This window comes from Dorea ammoniilytica, from assembly GCF_025567415.1.
Taxonomy (GTDB): Bacteria; Bacillota; Clostridia; order Lachnospirales; family Lachnospiraceae; genus Claveliimonas; species Claveliimonas ammoniilytica.
In genome coordinates this window covers 257908-275131 of record NZ_JAOQJV010000001.1, presented here as the reverse complement: position 1 = coordinate 275131, position 17224 = coordinate 257908, and the positions used below count along the sequence as shown (strand labels likewise).

The window sequence follows — 17224 nt, the reverse complement described above, 5'->3', positions numbered from 1 at the left end:
CTAAAATGCACTGTGAAAATATGCAAGTGCTGCATTCACGGCACCTGTTACAGCTCGTGATGTAAAGCTTGCACCACTGATGGCATCGATCGGCTCACCTTCGCCGCCATCCTTTGATACATAGAATTTATCTGTCTGCTTACCCACATACTGTGAATAGAAAGAACTGTCAGTTGCTTTCATACCAAGTCCTGCTGTCTCGCTGATACTCAGGAATGCAACTCCACTGATTGTTCCATCTGCTGTAATACCTACTGTGATCTGGATATCACCGCCATAACCTTCGCCATCGGTAGCTGTGATAACATATCCGGCCTCTCCGCCTTTTACGGAACATACCTCATCGATGCTTCCCTTGATGCCGAGATCTTTGATTACCTGATCAGCAACCTTCTGGTCTACATCTACTGCTTCAAAATCATCCTCACTTGCTTCAGGGAATACCTGTAACCAGGCTTCTCTCTTAGCTGCTTCCTGAGTCTGAGCAATCGGAGTCTTAGTTACTTCATATACCAGTCCCAGCAAAAGTCCTGCAATCAGAGTGATTGCTGTAAGGATCGCTGTATTTTTAATAATCTTGTTCATTATTTTTCTCCTCCTTTGCCAAATGGTTTCGGAAGAGTAACCTTCTCAATAAGTGGAACTAAAAGGTTACTGATGATGATCGCATAGGATACACCTTCTGATGATCCACCGAACAGACGGAACAGACCAGTCAGAAGTCCAAGTACAATACCGTATACGATCTGACCGGATTTGGTGATCGGTGATGTAACGTAGTCAGTTGCCATGAACCATGCACCTAACATCAGACCACCTCCACACAACTCTGCAGTGATGAACTGAGGATCAAAAAATCCTACATTTGCATCAGAGAACTGTCCGAAGATACCAATAAACAGTACAAATGTTACAATATATGTACCAGGAATACGAAGATCAATAATTCCCAACATAATCAGGAAAATCGCGCCAATAATGATTGCGATCACAGATGTCTCACCAATCGTACCTGGGATACGTCCGATCAGCATGTCCATAGAATTCACACTTGACAGTGCTCCTTCCTTCAGATATGCCAGTGGTGTCGGTCCTGTCTCTCCATCATAAACGAACTTGGTCATCTGTCCTGCAAAAGAAATCAGCAGAAAACATCTTGCTCCAAGTGCCGGGTTCATGAAGTTCTGTCCCAAACCTCCGAACAGCTGCTTGACGATCAGGATAGCAAATACACTACCAAGTGCTCCCATCCACAACGGTGCTGTAGGTGGCATATTAAGTCCAAGCAGAAGTCCTGTTACAACAGCACTGAAATCACCGATTGTGATCTTCTTGTGCATAAGCTTTTCATAAATAAACTCTGTGAGCACAGCTGTTGCAGTCGTAACGATCAGCATCAGCAGTGCATCCATTCCAAAATTATATACTCCAAATGCAGATGCCGGCAACAGAGCAATTGTTACCATGAGCATAATATTGCTGGAAGTAACTTTGGAACGTATATGTGGTGAAGATGAAATATTTAACTGATTCTCCACTTTTGTTCACCTCTTCCTCTCTTGTTATTTTTTCTTTCTGCGATTAGCCAGAACAATCTTTCTCATGGAACCGATTGACTGTTTCAACGGTCTCTTAGCTGGACAGACGTAACTACATGATCCACACTCTACGCATTCCATACCGTTCATTTTTTCAAATGTCTCCGCATCATGATGCTGTGCATAATCAGCCAGACGAGACGGAATAATACGGCTTGGACAGGCATCCACACAACGTCCACAGTTGATACATGCGGTCTCTTCCAGTCTCTTAACCGGATCTTTTACAAATGCCAGAACTGAAGAAGATGTTTTCGTAACAGGTACATCTACAGTAAACATGGCAAATCCCATCATCGGACCACCGGAAATCACCTTTTCTGGTTCTTCCTTAAATCCACCAGCCTGCTCTACAAGTTCCATCTGATTCATACCAAATGGTGCGCGGAAGTTACCAGGCTCATTGATCGCATCACCACTGACAGTAACAATACGTTCAATAGAAGGCTTTCCTTCTACAACTGCCTGGTAAATATTGATCATAGTCTCAACGTTATCTACAACACATCCCGCATCTGCCGGAAGCATAGTAGAGTTGATTGCTCGCCCGGTTGTAGCATAGATCAGCTGACGCTCACCACCCTGAGGGTATTTGGTCTTTAATGCCATAACTTCCATACGAGGCTCATCTTTTGTAAGTTCTTTCAGCTTCTCGATACAATCTGGCTTATTATCTTCCACGCCAAAAATACCTTTTGCATGTTCAAACAGTGAAAGGACAACCTTCATACCACCAACAAGACGTTCCGGCGTCTCCATCATACGTCTGTAATCGGCAGTGATATATGGCTCACACTCCGCACAGTTTGCTATAATATAGTCAATCTTCTCCGGCTCTTTTGGAGAAAGCTTCACCTTAGTAGGGAATCCAGCTCCACCCATACCTACAACACCGGCCTCACCGATCGCATTCAGTATCTCTTCTTTTGTCATTTCCTCCAACGGTTTTACAGGAGCATATTCAACTTCCTTGTACTCTCCGTCATTCTCAACTACGATGCAGTTCACCTTTGCCCCAGTAGGATTAAAATGAGGTTCAATTGCTTTTACCGTTCCGGATACTGAAGCATAAATCGGAGCAGAAACAAATCCGCCAGCTTCCGCAATCTTCTGTCCTCTCAGCACGTGATCTCCCTTGGCAACAATTGGAGTTGCCGGAGCACCGATATGCTGCGAAAGCGGATATACAAGATCTCCTTTTGGCTTCACATCAACAATCGCCTTATCTTTTGCCAGACTCTTGCCGTCATCCGGATGAATACCACCCTTAAATGTTAACAGTGCCATTCCTTTTCCTTCCTTCCTTTTAGTTTATTATATATAATATACAAAAAAATCTCCTAATTTTCCATAAATGTAGGATGTTTCGTTGTACATTTTTCAATACAGCTTGCCTATTATTTAACATTTTAGGCATAACAACACAGAAAGATAGAGGCACTTTCGTGTCCCTATCTTTGCTATCTTTTTCATATATATCAAGTCTGTTCTTATCAGTAATTAAGCCTCTTCACCTTCAGATGCCTCTTCCGGTTTCTCAAGTGCTTTCATGCTCAGGCTGATCTTCTTCTCAGCTTCGTTCAGATCTACAATCTTAGCAGTAATCTCCTGTCCAACTGAAAGTACGTCAGATGGTTTTTCAACATGTGCACGAGAAATCTGTGAAACATGAAGCAGAGCATCTACTCCAGGAGCGAGTTCAACGAATGCACCAAAATCTGTCATTCTTGCAACCTTACCTGTGATCTCTTTACCTACTGCATAATCTTCTGCAGCATTAGCCCATGGATTAGTCTCTGGGAATTTCAGGCTGAGTGCGATCTTAGTATCGTGAATATCTTTCACGAGTACTTTCAGCTTTTCGCCAACCTGGAATACTTTCTTAGGATTCTCAACACGTCCCCAAGACATCTCTGAAATATGTAACAGACCATCTACTCCACCAAGATCGATGAATGCGCCAAAATCTGTAACATTCTTTACAACACCTTCTACTGTATCTCCAACATGAAGATTTGCGAAAAGTTCTTTCTGCTTTTCTGCTCTCTCAGCAACCAGAAGCTGTCTTCTGTCACCGATTACACGGTTTCTTCTAGGATTGAACTCACTGATTACGAACTCAATTTCCTGTCCCTGATATTTGCTGAGATCTTTTTCATAAGTATCAGATACCAGACTTGCCGGGATAAATACTCTTGCTTCATCAACAACAACACTTAATCCACCGCCAAGGATCTGAACAACTGGTGCTTTCAGTACTTCTTTGTTCTCGAAAGCTTCTTTCAGTCTTTCATTTCCTCTTTCAGCAAGCAGTCTCTTGTATGTCAATAATACCTGACCTTCGCCATCATTTACCTTTAATACTTTAACTGTCATTGAATCTCCAACTGATACCATAGTTGTAAGATCTGCACCGGTCTCATTCGTGTACTCACTCTTTGTAATGATTCCGTCAGCCTTGTAACCTATATTTAAAATAATTTCATCTGGCTTAACGTCAATGACCGTACCGTCAACCACCTCTCCGTTGTGAATTGTTTTCAACGAATCTTCTAGCATTTGTTCAAAAGTTAATTCTGACATAATTTTGAACCTCCTCAATTATATTATTGGGCGTGGATGCCCCTGCTGTAATACCTACTGTTTCCACGGACCTTAATTGATTCACATTCAAATCGTCAAGTGTCTGTATATAGTACGTATTGTTACATGCATTCTTGCATATCTCGAATAGCTTCTGGGTATTGGAACTTCGTTTATCTCCAATAACGATCATCGCATCGACCCTGTCTGCAATACGGGCAGTTTCAGTCTGCCGCTCTTTCGTCGCACTGCAAATCGTATTCAAAACACTTATATCATAACGCCTTTTCGAAATAATTTCAACCAATTCTTTGAATTTATTGTAATTAAATGTCGTTTGTGCAACAACACATATTTTCCTGTCCTCTGGCACCGTCAGATGCTCTGCTTCCTCTGCCGTAGAAATAACAGCCGCATCTTCTCCAGCCCAGCCCATAATGCCTTCTACCTCCGGGTGTACCGGATTGCCTATCACCACAAGAAATGCGCCCTCTTCTGCTTTTTCCATTGCAATTTTATGAATCTTTTTCACAAATGGACAGGTCGCATCGACGTACTGAATTCCCAGTTCATCCATTCGGTCACAGATGCGTTTCGGCACTCCGTGGGATCGTATGATCACAATCCCGTTCTTTGCCTTTGGAAGATCTTCTTCTCCCTCCAGTACAGTCACACCTTTCGCCTGCATATCCTTGATCACTTCATCGTTATGAATGATCGGACCAAACGTATAGATCTTACAGTCTTTATTCTCTTCTACCTGTTGGTATACGGTATCAACCGCACGTTTCACTCCAAAGCAAAAACCGGCAGTCTTAGCTAACAGAACTTTCATACCGTCTCCTTCTGCTTATCTGCACATATCGCAAGAATCGCATCTGTTACTTCTTCTATGTTCATATCAGAACTGTCCACCAGCACTGCATCGTCTGCCTGTTTGAGCGGCGCAGTCTCTCGCGTCATATCCCTGTGATCCCGCGCTCTGATGTCTTCCTGAATCTTAGTCAGATCACATTCCTGTCCTTTTGCCTGAAGCTCATCAAATCTCCGCTTAGCACGAGTTTCCACACTTGCAGTCAGATATATCTTCACATCTGCATCTGGCAGGATATTGGTTCCGATATCTCTTCCATCCATCACTACATCATGTTCTCTTGCCATAGTGCGCTGCAGTTCCAGAAGTTTTGTGCGAACTTCAGGAATCGCAGATGTCTTAGACGCCATATCGCCGACTTCTTCACTTCGAAGCTGTCCGGTAATATTCGTTCCATTCAAATACACCTGCTGCATACCGTCTTCGTAACGGATACTTACATCCGCATCCCGGCAGGCATCAATTACCGCATTGATATCTGATGGATCAATCTGTTTTCCGAGAAAATGTACAGCAAGGCCACGGTACATTGCGCCCGTATCCACATAGATGCAATTCTGTCTGGCCGCCACCAACTTGGCTATTGTACTTTTTCCGGCACCTGCCGGTCCATCAATTGCTATATTAAATCCCATATTTTCACCTTTTCTATCGTATTTCCTGTGCTGCCATGTATCCGGTAGACCAGGCAATCTGCAGATTATATCCTCCTGTTACTGCATCCAGATCCAGAACTTCACCTGCAAAATAAAGATTTTTAACTTTCTTTGACTCCATAGTACCAGGATCAATCTCCCGGACTGATACACCACCTCTGGTTATGATTGCCTCATTATATCCACGAATTCCAGTAAGTGTCATTGCAAAATTCTTAATTAAACGTACCAGACTGCGGCGTTCTTCTTTAGAAATAGCATTCACCTGCTTCTCCGGCAAAATCCCACTGAGTTCTACCATAACCGGAATCAGTTTGGAAGGAAACAAACCACCAAGTGCATTTTTGAACTGTTTATTTTTTTGTTCTTCAAAATCTCTCAGCAACCTCTTATCAAGCTGTTCCTCAGAAAGTGCCGGTTTCAGATCAATTGTCAGTGTGAGTTCTTTCTTTTTCAACATCTGTCCTACGATACTGCTGGCACTGATCACAGTCGGACCACTCACGCCAAAATGTGTAAACAAAAGTTCACCAAACTCTTCGTAATATTTCTTACGTCCATCTAAAACAGTGACATTAACATTTCTAAGCGACAATCCCTGAAGTGTTTTTACCCATGGCTCTTTTGTCTCAAGCGGAACCAGTCCTGGACTCCGCTCCGTCACCTTGTGTCCAAGTGCTTCTGCCCATCTGTATCCATCGCCGGTGGAACCAGTAGATGGATAGGAAAGACCTCCTGTCACGATAATGCAGCTGTCGCCTTTTACTGTCTTACCATCCTCCAGAACAATCCCATCAAACATTCCATCTTTCTGCAGCACTTTTTCTACTTTCTGATTCAAGTGTATCTGAACACCACGTTTCCTCATAGCCTCTGACAAAGTACGGATTACATCCGAAGAGTGATCAGATACCGGAAATACTCTGTTGCCTCGCTCAATCTTCGTAGCAAGGCCTTCATTTTCAAAAAAATCAATCACATTCTGATTCGTGTACGTATAAAAACTGCTGTAAAGGAACTTCGGATTGCCGATTACTGCCTGAAAAAGTTCCTCCACATCACAGGCGTTGGTAATATTGCATCTTCCCTTTCCGGTAATATATAACTTTTTACCAAGCTTCTCATTCTTTTCAAAAAGATGTACTTCATGCCCTTTATCAGACGCATGTACTGCCGCAAACATACCTGCAGCACCGCCTCCTATAATAATCACTTTACTCATAACTAAATATCATCTCCGCCAAGATTCGAAAATTCCACCTTATCCGTAACCATATTCAGTTCATCCTTACTGTATACCTGATACTCGTCCCAGATCTTCTCCAGTGTTTCGAGTGTTGCCACTACTTCTTTCTGCTTCTTCATGCAAAGAGCTACTACTAGCGCATTGATCACACTCAAAGGTGCCACCAGAGAGTCTACAATAGACGCCATATCACTTCGTGCAATCAGATTGCAGGACGAATACAGATTCATCGGTGAATGAACACTGTCCGTCAATGTAATCACCTTGGCATTGCGATTATTCGCAAATTCAAGTGCTTTTAAAGTCCTCATGGAATAACGTGGAAAACTGATACCAATCACTACATCATCCTGTCCGATACGAATCAACTGTTCAAATATTTCACTGGAACTGTTGGTATTAACAAGCGTCACATCTTCACAGATCAACTGCAGATAATAACTCAGAAAGCTAGCTAACGGAGCACAGCTCCGAATACCGATCACATAGATTCTCTTTGCTTTCAGAATCGTATCCACCGCCATCTCAAACGCTTCCTGATCCATACTTCCCATGGTAAGCTTAATCTTTTCAATATCAGCCTGCAGAACCGACGTCAGGATCTCTCCCTGACTGATCCTTCCATAGGTCACTTCCATCCGCTGTATAGAATTCAACTTGGTCCGCACCAGTTCTTCCAATGCTTTCTGAAATTCCGGATACCCTTTATATCCAAGAGTCATAGCAAAACGAACAACCGTCGATTCACTGACACCTACCACTTCTCCCATTTTAGCGGCTGTAAGAAACGCAGCCTTATCGTATTCCTGCCGGATGTAATCGGCAAGCTTCTTCTGCCCCTTGCTTAATCTGGGATACTTCTCATCAATCTTCTGGAGCAGTTCATTATTTATTCCCATAACAGTTCCATTTCCTTTTCCATTCCCCTGTCATATGATCATACAAACAGAGAATTATTATCTACCACAGCACTTCTTGTACTTCTTGCCACTTCCACATGGACATGGATCATTTCTTCCGATTTTCTTTGGTTTACGAACTGTACCGGAATCTCTCTGCTCCTTGTAAAGCGCCTTTAATTCTTCCTCAGAGAAGATTTCTTTCCACTGCGGCAGTTCATACAGCCAGTCAGCCTTGGCAGCCACCATATTCTTATACAGAAGAGCCTTATCAAATACCAGGTTCACCTGTGTATCTTCTGACAGATCTTCGATCGGGTTCTCTTCTTTCAGACTCTCGTTAATTCCATCCAGAAATCCAACCATAGTCATAACATCCTGACCATACTTTTCAGCCAGTTCCTTTACAGTTCCGCGTACTTCTGTATCCGGATCCGATAACAGCTGCTCATAAATGTCCTTTTCAATATTAAAATAATTAGCCCAGAAATTCTGAAGCTCGGTTCTGTCTGCCTGTTCGTTATATGCGATTTTACGCCACTGATCTAATAATCCAGCCATTTTTGTTTCTCCTTTGTCTGTTAAAATATTGCAGACGGCAGGCATGCCTAATCCGCTCACAATATTATATACCATTTAATACTTTTTTTCAAAGTCTTTACTTTATTTATTTGCAAAAGAGCCGCACAGATTGTTCCGTGCAGCTCTTTCTTTGAAATTCTTATGTATGTGGGTTAAATATAAAGTTCTGCCATGAACCAGGCGGGACTATTTTCCACAACGTCAGACTGCTGGTTCTTACGTCCGGCTTCCCGGATACGCTGCCTTCTGAGCAGATACTCTTCCATCGATATAACTTCCTGATAGTTATCTCTGTATGTCCCCTTATCCATGCAAATCTCCTCCTATCTTTCTGTTTCAATTATACTCATCTGTAAGTTTGATTGGATTGCCGACTTTATTATTATATTGCGTCTCCCCCTACAATATGACTAATTCCGGCTTTCCTTTCCAACTATATTTAGCATAACGGAGATATGTGACATGGATGTGTATAGAATCTAAAGAATTAATAACCTGAATCTTAAGTTTGCTTTAATAAAAAAGGACCAGAAAATCCGGTCCCTTAATATTATATCCTATTCAGCTACATCCTTCATGCTGAATGAAAGACGTCCCATCTTATCCTTGCCAAGGCATACAACCTTAACCACATCACCCAGGGTAAGTACATCCTCAACCTGTTTGATTCTTTCTTTAGAAATCTTAGAAATGTGCACCATTCCCTCTTTTCCAGGTGCAAATTCAAGGAATGCACCGAACTCTTTGATGCTGACAACCTTTCCTTCCAGAACCTGTCCCGCTTCAAAGTCAGTTACAATAATCTCGATCAACTGTTTTGCGCGAGCCATTCCAGCTGCATCAGTACCACAGATAGATACAGCGCCATCATCTGTAATATCGATCTTAACGCCTGTCTCTTCAATGATCGCATTGATTGTCTTTCCACGCTGACCAACTACATCGCCAATCTTCTGTGGATCAATCTGCATCTGAATGATCTTAGGTGCAAATTCTCCAACCTCTGTTCTAGGCTCTGCAATTGCCTTTGACATACACTCATCCATAATAAACAGACGAGCCTGTCTTGTACGTGCGATTGCTTCTTCAACGATCGGTCTTGTAAGTCCGTGGATCTTGATATCCATCTGGATTGCCGTGATACCCTTCTTTGTACCGGTTACCTTAAAGTCCATGTCTCCAAAGAAATCTTCAAGGCCCTGAATATCAGTAAGTACCAGATAATCATCATCTGTATCTCCGGTCACGAGTCCGCATGAGATACCTGCAACCATAGCTTTAATTGGAACACCTGCAGCCATAAGAGACATACAAGATGCACAGGTAGAAGCCATAGATGTAGATCCATTAGACTCAAATGTCTCTGATACAGTACGGATCGCATATGGGAATTCAGATTCACTTGGAAGAACTGGTACAAGTGCGCGCTCCGCAAGAGCTCCGTGTCCAATCTCACGACGTCCCGGTCCTCTGGATGGTCTTGTCTCACCCACAGAGTATGAAGGGAAGTTATAGTGATGCATATAACGCTTTGTAGTCTCTTTCTCATCTAATCCATCAAGTCTCTGTGCCTCCGACAGTGGAGCCAGTGTGCAGACATTACATATCTGTGTCTGTCCTCTGGTGAACATTGCTGATCCGTGCACACGAGGAATCAGGTCTACTTCTGCTGCAAGCGGACGAATCTGTTCAATTGCTCTTCCATCCGGACGCTTGTGATCTTTCAGGATCATCTTACGTACCGTCTTCTTCTGATACTGATATACAGCCTCTCCAAGTACAGCAAGCCATTCTTCATTTTCAGCAAAAGCTTCTTCCAGCTTCTCTGTTACCTGGCGGATATTCTCCTCACGAACCTGCTTTTCATCAGTAAATACTGCTTTTTCCATCTCTTCCGGCGGAACAATCTCTTTAATTGCTGCGAAAAGTTCTTCCGGAACTGCAAATCTCTGATAATCATGCTTCGGTTTGCCACACTCTGCAACAATTGTATCTACAAATGCGATAACCTTCTGGTTTACTTCGTGAGCAGCATAAATCGCTTCGATCATCTGTGCTTCCGGAACTTCATTAGCTCCAGCTTCGATCATGATAACCTTCTCTCGTGTAGACGCAACTGTCAAAGCCATGTCAGACACTTCCTTCTGAACAGCTGTCGGGTTAAATACAAATTCGCCATCAACCAGACCTACCTGAGTAGTAGAAATCGGTCCGTCAAACGGGATGTCAGAAATTGTAGTTGCAATTGCAGAACCAAGCATTGCTGTAAGTTCCGGCGAACAATCCTGATCTACAGAAAGTACAAGATTCTCCAATGTAACATCATTACGATAATCCTTCGGGAACAGCGGACGCATCGGACGGTCGATAACACGGTCTGTCAGAACTGCATTCTCAGACGCCTTACCTTCACGCTTGTTAAATCCTCCCGGAATCTTACCCACAGCGTACATTCTTTCATTATATTCTACGCTTAACGGAAAGAAATCAATTCCTTCTCTCGGTTTCTCGGATGCTGTTGCTGTACACAGCACAGTTGTATCACCATAGTGCATTAATACTGCACCATTTGCCTGTTTTGCAACTCTTCCCACATCAACTCGCAGTGTTCTGCCAGCTAATTCCATTTCAAATTGTTTAAACATGGTAGTATTCCTTTCTCAAATTCATCTCTTAAACTTATTTCAACTATGCGCAATCAGAAACCACCGAAACTACTGAAAAACATATTTCGCAAAATACACTTTTCAGTGGTCTCGGAATATATGTCTCTGTTCGCAATCTTGTTTATTATAGCATACATTATATAAAAAGGCTATCTTTTATTTTTCTTTTTAACAGCATCAAAATAAGAGCACCGGTTATCCCGATGCTCTTGTTTCACTTCTTCAATCCTCAAAATGCGATAATTATTTACGCAGTCCAAGTTTCTCAATCAGTGCACGATATCTTTCGATATCTTTCTCTTTCAGGTATGCAAGAAGTCCTCTTCTCTGACCTACCATCTTAAGAAGTCCTCTTCTTGAGTGGTGATCTTTCGGATTAGCTTTGAAATGATCTGTCAGGTCATTGATTCTTGCTGTCAGGATAGCAACCTGAACTTCCGGAGAACCTGTATCTCCTTCTCCTCTTCCATACTCTGCGATAATCTGACTCTTCTGCTCTTTTGTTATCATGTCTTTTTCCTCCTTATTCTTTACACTGCCGACATTAAGTAGCGGTTGGAGTCCTCCAGCTACCGAACACCGGTTGTTTTACACGAATCGTAGTATAACACAAAAGGGAGGTCCATGTAAACCCCCCTTTTGTATCTTTCTATAAAGCTTTCAAGCTCTTAACAGCATCTGTAATGGAGTCTGCACCAAATACAGAACTTCCCGCGATCAGTATATCCGCTCCGGCTTCTACAAGCTTCTTGCCTGTCACCGTATTCACACCGCCATCTATGCTGATCGGAACATGTATTCCAGTTTCATCCATGATTTCTACTGATCTTTTCACTTTTTCATAGATACTCTCTTCAAACGGCTGTCCTCCATATCCCGGTTCTACACTCATAAGAATCAACCCATCGATATGCGGAAGCAGGTAACGAAGTCTTTCCACATCATAAGACGGTCCTATACCTAGTCCCGCCTTAATACCAGCTTTCTTTACTTCGCGCAGCATATGAAGCGGGTTCGGACATGCATCCAGTTGAAATGTAATGATATCCGCACCTGCTTTTGCAAACATTGGAAGAAATGTCTCTGGTCTAACAAGTTCCATATGTACAGAAAGCGGAAGCTTCGTAATTTTCTTCAGATCCGCTACAAGCTGTGGTCCAAAAGTAACATTCTCCACATAAACACCATCCATCACATCAATATGTACAATATCTGCGCCTGCCTTTTCTGCTTCTAATACCTGTTCTCCAATCTTTGTGTGATCACATGCAAGGATTGATGCTGATACCTTTGCCATAGTTTTCCTCCTGTTATAAGCAAGTGGGCATGTCACCATACCCACCTGAATATCCTTTATTTCTGTGTTACATGATTTGTCACTGAATGCATCCAATCTTTTGCAATTGCATAAATCTCTTTATATTTTTCAAAGTAGAACATATACTCTTCATGTCTTTCCTGATTAGGCTCAACCGTATATTCTACATCCGTCATAGCCTCTGCGGCAGTATCGATATCCGGATATACTCCACCAGCTACAGCACCAAGGATTGCTGAACCAAGCACAGGTCCTTCGCTGCATTTCGGTACAACAACCGGACAATTGCTTACATCTGCATGAGCCTGAAGCCAGAAATCACTCTTTGCCGCTCCACCTGATACAACCATTGCTTTCGGTACAAATCCAGCTTCGCGGAATACTTCGAGAATTGCTTCTGTACCATAGCAGATACTCTCAATAATCGCACGATACATATGCGCCGGTGTATGTCCCAAAGACAATCCGTAAAACATTCCTCTGACATCCGGATCTACATGCGGTGTACGATTGCCCTGGAAGAAATCAAGTGCTACCAGACCTTCTGCTCCTATCGGAAGCTTTGCAGCCTCACGGTTCAGAATATCATATACACTGCAGCCTTCTTTTTCTGCCTGCATTTTCACTGTACCACATAATTGATTTTTGAACCAGTTAACAATTGAACCTGTCGATGTCTGTCCGCCTTCAACCATACGAAGTCCAGGAACGATAGCATCCGGATACGCTCCCCACATTCCTTTTCTATGGATCGGGTCTTTAAACTGGGCAACATGCAAATGGGAAGATCCGGTGATTAATGTCAGCTTGCCAGGCTGGTGTGCATTCAGTCCGATAACGCCAACAAACGCATCGGCACCTCCTTCGCCAACCGGAATACCTGGAATAAGCCCCATATCCTCAGCAGCCTTTTCTGTCAATCCGCCAACAAGTTCTCCTAACGGCAACACCCTCTCCGGAAGCTTTTCAACCAGATCATCCAATCCGATCGTATTATAGAAGTCAACCGGATATCCACCTTCTTCATTGTTATAATACCAGCGAACAGATGCACAGTTAATACTTGCTGTATATTCGCCTGTCAATTTATACATCAGCCAATCTGTACATTCATAAAATCTTGTAGCCTTATTATAAGTCTCTGGTTCATTTTCTTTTAACCAAAGAGCCTTAGCTGGAAGACATTCTGCAGATACCATTCCGTATCCATTGTACTTCAATGCATCATGTCCGGATTCGTAGATACGCTTTGCCTGTTCGGAAGCGCGCACATCCATCCACATAATCGCATCACGGAGAGGCTCCATATCATCCCCTGACAGGACAACAGTACAGCATGTTGTATCTACGCTCATGCCTTTGATGCAAGCAGGGTCAATATCACTTTCTGCCATTGCTCTCTTTGATGCCTTGCAGATAGAATCCCACCATTCGCTTGGCTTCTGCTCTGCGCGACCGGAAGCTGGCGTATACAATGGATATGGTTCCTCACAAAATACAATTGGATTACCTTTCAGATCAAAAATACCAACCCTGGCTCCGCCAGTACCCATATCAACACCTAATACACAATCTATTTTACGCATCTTATTTTCCTCCGTTTTATTAAAGTTCGAGTCCAATCTCCTCAGGAAGTTCATCGAAGTATATGTCTTCATGGCTTGTGTTATTCTTAAAAATAACCAGGCAATGTACGGAATCGTCCAGTGTATTCGGAGCCCAGTGCCATACGCCAGGTTTACAGCTGATTCCCATTCCCTTTGGAATATAGAATGCACGAACCTTGTCCGGATCCGGTTTGCCAGCCGGTGCAAATGGAACAATAATACCGCCAGTCATTGCAAATAAATTCTCCTCCGTATGATCATGTGCTTCAAATTTCTTCACTGTAAATGGCTTACGGAACACTTCCATCAAATTGATGGATGTAGGAGTGTCTCTGACTACAACCTGTGGATACCATGTATGAGAGCCTTTTGCTCCACAGTCTTCTCTTCCTTCATAAGATAATACTTCGCCAAATTCTGCAAATGCTTCTTTTGTAAGCTGCTCTACTTTAATCTTCTTCATAACAAATCCTTCTTTCTTAAAAGATTACACTTATTCGGCAAGGCCTAATAAGTGTAATCAGATCTAATTATTTACTGTTATACAGAGGCTTTTGCAATTGCTTTAAAAATCAGCATTGCAACGCATGCTCCCGGATCAACCATACCGATGGAAGCATCGCCCTTTACTGCTGGTTTACCATGTACAGCCTTCATATTAGTAGCTGCGTTGAATCCTTCTTCCGCAGCCACAGCTGCTTTTGCAGTCGCTGCCGCAAGATCCTCGCCAGCTTCCACAGCAACCTTCAGTGCCTGAACTCCCGGATCAAATCCATCTAAGAATGTCTTCTCTCCAAGTTTTGCTTTACCCTTTGTCATAATTCCATTCTCATATGCAGCAAGAAATTCTACAATATCTTCGTTGCTCAGTTCAGTCTTACCCTTCAGAACCTTTCCTCCCTGCATAAGTCCAATAGACATCAGCGTACCCATAGTAGATGGCGCCGCACTTGACATTGCTTTTCCAGCGCCGTAAAGCATCTTGCCAGCATCCGTTTCATCAGATCCTGCTGCAAATTCAGACGCTGCCGCAAATCCCTTAGTCATTGTAAGTCCAAGGTCTCCATCTCCTACTACACTGTCCAACTCGATCAATCGATCTTTGTTCTCATTCATGATTGTGCTGATCTCAGCCAGCATTTTTACAATATATGATGAATTCATTATGATTTCCTCCTAATATTAAAGCTGTTTAAAGAACGGTGTTGCTGCCGGAGCATCAAGAAGTTCCTTCAACTCATCATCCAATTTGAACAGGGAAATTGAGAATCCTGCCATTTCCATCGCTGTAGCGAACTCACCTACATAGTAACGATGTACTTTGATACCTTCTTCTTTTAATCTCTTGTCAATATGGCGTGTTACAATATACTGCTCATCCAGAGGAGTAGCTCCCAGTCCATTTACCATAACAGCTACTTCATCGCCTTTTACATACGGAATATCTGGAAGAATCTTTTCTAACATCTCATCGACAATAGCATCTGCAGGCTCAATTTTACCATTACGAATACCAGCCTCACCATGGATACCCATACCAATAGCCATCTCATCGTCAGCAATTGTAAATCCCGGTTTACCAACTTCCGGAATTGTACACGGCGTCAGAGCCACACCCATTGTTCTTACATTAGCTGCCGCTTTCTCAGCAATTCTCTTAACTTCATCCAGATCTTTCATCTGAGCTGCTGCAGCACCTGCACATTTATATACAAATACAATACCAGCTACGCCTCGTCTGTGATTTGGTTCTCCAGGGCCAGCCGGTGCAGCAGAAGCTACATCTTCACCTGCAACAACCGTCTCAACACGGATATCTTCTTCAAAATCAGCCATTTCTGCGCCCATGTCAAAGTTAAGAATATCTCCGTTATAATTACCGTAAATATACAGAACACCTGCTCCGTCATCTACTTCTTTTGTAACATTAAATACCTGTTCCGGGCTTGGTGACTGGAACACACCGCCTACACAGCAGCCATCCAGCATACCTTTTCCTACATATCCCAGGAATAATGGCAAATGTCCTGAACCGCCACCTGTAACGATACCAACCTTTCCAGCGACCTTATTAGATGTTACAAGGCAACGCAGGTCATCCGCTGTATAAGTAATATAATCAGGATGCGCTGCATAAAGACCTTCCAGCATCTCGTCTACATAATTTTCCGGTTTGTTAATGATTTTTTTCATAACTAAGTCCTCCCTTTATTTTGTTTTCACCTTAGTTGCTCTTTTAGCTGCAATGTTTGTAATAACCAGTACTGCGATCAGAATCAGTCCGTATACGAGGTCTGTAATAACCGTATCGATACGAAGGACACTGAATGCAGAAGAAATCAGCTGTAATAATACGATTGCAAGTGTAACTCCTATCACCTTACCTTTACCACCATCTGGATGAACGCCACCCAATACTACGATCAGCAGTGAAAGCAGTGTATAAGATGTATTGTAGTTAGATTTACCGGATCCATAATGTGAAGATGTCAGGATACCGCTGATTGCTCCCAGAAAACCGGAAATCATATATGTTGTCATGATAACTTTAAAGTTGTTGATTCCTGAATACTTAGATGCGACTTCATTACTTCCAAGGAAATATACTTTCTGTCCATATGTAGTAGACTTCAACAGGAATGACATCACCAGTGTAACAATAATGAACATAGGCAATGTATGCGGTATACCTGCAATCGTTCCATTTGCAATATTAATGTATGACTGTGGTACGCCAGTGATACCAGGACCTGTTGTAACGATCATAGCAATACCTGTGTAAAGCTGCAGACCACAAAGTGTAACCAGCATCGGTGGAATGTGCAGAAATCCAATCAGGAAACCGTTAAACGCGCCACACAGCACACCGATGATCAGACCCACAATGATCGCACCAATAATCATACCCATACCGCATTCTTTTCCACCGCCGATATTAACCATCATATACGATGCTACAACACCTACGAGATTGGCAATACCAACCAGAGACAGATCGATTCCTCCGGAGATCATACACAGCATCATGCCAAATGTAAGGATACCGTATTCCGGAAACAGGTAAAACCATGATTTGATATTCAATGTTGAATAATAGGTTGACGGGTTCAAAATCGCCATCGCAATTAATACGACTGCATACATTCCTAATAAAGAAAGAATGTTATGGTCTATTTTCTTCAAAAGCTTCATTGT

18 protein-coding genes are annotated in these 17224 nt (G+C 42.7%); all 18 read right to left on the bottom strand.

Going from position 1 to position 17224, the window contains the following annotated elements; translation table 11 throughout:
• Window positions 1–585: an RnfABCDGE type electron transport complex subunit G gene (locus tag OCV65_RS01300; RefSeq protein WP_262580664.1), complete on the bottom strand. Its 585-nt coding sequence runs from the start codon at window positions 583–585 to the stop codon at window positions 1–3.
• On the bottom strand, window positions 585–1538 hold the full coding sequence (locus tag OCV65_RS01295; protein WP_118383713.1) for an RnfABCDGE type electron transport complex subunit D: 954 nt from the start codon (window positions 1536–1538) through the stop codon (window positions 585–587). Before OCV65_RS01295 ends, OCV65_RS01300 begins: the two co-directional genes overlap by 1 nt.
• Before the next feature lie 24 nt (window positions 1539–1562).
• Window positions 1563–2885: an electron transport complex subunit RsxC gene (rsxC, locus tag OCV65_RS01290; RefSeq protein WP_118452070.1), complete on the bottom strand. Its 1323-nt coding sequence runs from the start codon at window positions 2883–2885 to the stop codon at window positions 1563–1565.
• A 213-nt stretch (window positions 2886–3098) separates the two neighbouring features.
• A complete protein-coding gene (gene rpsA, locus OCV65_RS01285; RefSeq protein WP_262580663.1) occupies window positions 3099–4181 on the bottom strand; it encodes a 30S ribosomal protein S1 in 1083 nt (360 codons plus the stop codon).
• The gene (ispH, locus tag OCV65_RS01280) at window positions 4162–5016 is read right to left on the bottom strand and encodes a 4-hydroxy-3-methylbut-2-enyl diphosphate reductase (protein ID WP_118383716.1); all 855 of its coding nucleotides are present in this window, start codon (window positions 5014–5016) and stop codon (window positions 4162–4164) included. The genes rpsA and ispH overlap by 20 nt, the downstream gene beginning before the upstream one ends.
• Window positions 5013–5690 carry a (d)CMP kinase gene (cmk, locus tag OCV65_RS01275; protein WP_118383717.1) on the bottom strand — a complete coding sequence of 226 codons (678 nt, stop codon included), beginning with the start codon at window positions 5688–5690 and terminating at the stop codon, window positions 5013–5015. Before cmk ends, ispH begins: the two co-directional genes overlap by 4 nt.
• Window positions 5691–5703: 13 nt before the next feature.
• Window positions 5704–6933 (bottom strand): BaiN/RdsA family NAD(P)/FAD-dependent oxidoreductase, encoded by a 1230-nt coding sequence (locus OCV65_RS01270; protein WP_262580660.1) that lies wholly within the window; start codon window positions 6931–6933, stop codon window positions 5704–5706.
• A gap of 2 nt (window positions 6934–6935) precedes the next feature.
• Window positions 6936–7856, bottom strand: coding sequence for a MurR/RpiR family transcriptional regulator (locus OCV65_RS01265; RefSeq protein ID WP_118383719.1), 921 nt, complete (start codon window positions 7854–7856; stop codon window positions 6936–6938).
• A gap of 57 nt (window positions 7857–7913) precedes the next feature.
• The gene (locus tag OCV65_RS01260; RefSeq protein WP_118383720.1) at window positions 7914–8417 is read right to left on the bottom strand and encodes an SEC-C metal-binding domain-containing protein; all 504 of its coding nucleotides are present in this window, start codon (window positions 8415–8417) and stop codon (window positions 7914–7916) included.
• Between the two features lie 173 nt (window positions 8418–8590).
• Entirely contained in the window at window positions 8591–8749 is a 159-nt protein-coding gene (locus OCV65_RS01255) for a hypothetical protein (protein ID WP_199665564.1), read from the bottom strand.
• A gap of 246 nt (window positions 8750–8995) precedes the next feature.
• On the bottom strand, window positions 8996–11083 hold the full coding sequence (locus OCV65_RS01250) for a polyribonucleotide nucleotidyltransferase (RefSeq protein WP_262580658.1): 2088 nt from the start codon (window positions 11081–11083) through the stop codon (window positions 8996–8998).
• A 264-nt stretch (window positions 11084–11347) separates the two neighbouring features.
• Window positions 11348–11614 (bottom strand): 30S ribosomal protein S15, encoded by a 267-nt coding sequence (rpsO, locus tag OCV65_RS01245; RefSeq protein ID WP_118383721.1) that lies wholly within the window; start codon window positions 11612–11614, stop codon window positions 11348–11350.
• Window positions 11615–11753: 139 nt separating this feature from the next.
• Entirely contained in the window at window positions 11754–12401 is a 648-nt protein-coding gene (gene rpe, locus OCV65_RS01240) for a ribulose-phosphate 3-epimerase (RefSeq protein ID WP_158567113.1), read from the bottom strand.
• Window positions 12402–12457: 56 nt separating this feature from the next.
• Window positions 12458–14008, bottom strand: a complete 1551-nt coding sequence (locus OCV65_RS01235) for an FGGY-family carbohydrate kinase (protein WP_118383723.1) — start codon at window positions 14006–14008, stop codon at window positions 12458–12460.
• A gap of 19 nt (window positions 14009–14027) precedes the next feature.
• Window positions 14028–14492 (bottom strand): ureidoglycolate lyase, encoded by a 465-nt coding sequence (locus tag OCV65_RS01230; protein WP_118383724.1) that lies wholly within the window; start codon window positions 14490–14492, stop codon window positions 14028–14030.
• 77 nt (window positions 14493–14569) lie between these two features.
• Window positions 14570–15193, bottom strand: a complete 624-nt coding sequence (locus OCV65_RS01225) for a dihydroxyacetone kinase subunit L (RefSeq protein ID WP_262580657.1) — start codon at window positions 15191–15193, stop codon at window positions 14570–14572.
• An 18-nt stretch (window positions 15194–15211) separates the two neighbouring features.
• Window positions 15212–16222, bottom strand: a complete 1011-nt coding sequence (locus tag OCV65_RS01220) for a dihydroxyacetone kinase subunit DhaK (RefSeq protein WP_118383726.1) — start codon at window positions 16220–16222, stop codon at window positions 15212–15214.
• Between the two features lie 15 nt (window positions 16223–16237).
• A complete protein-coding gene (locus OCV65_RS01215; protein WP_118383727.1) occupies window positions 16238–17221 on the bottom strand; it encodes an ABC transporter permease in 984 nt (327 codons plus the stop codon).
• Window positions 17222–17224: the final 3 nt, after the last annotated feature.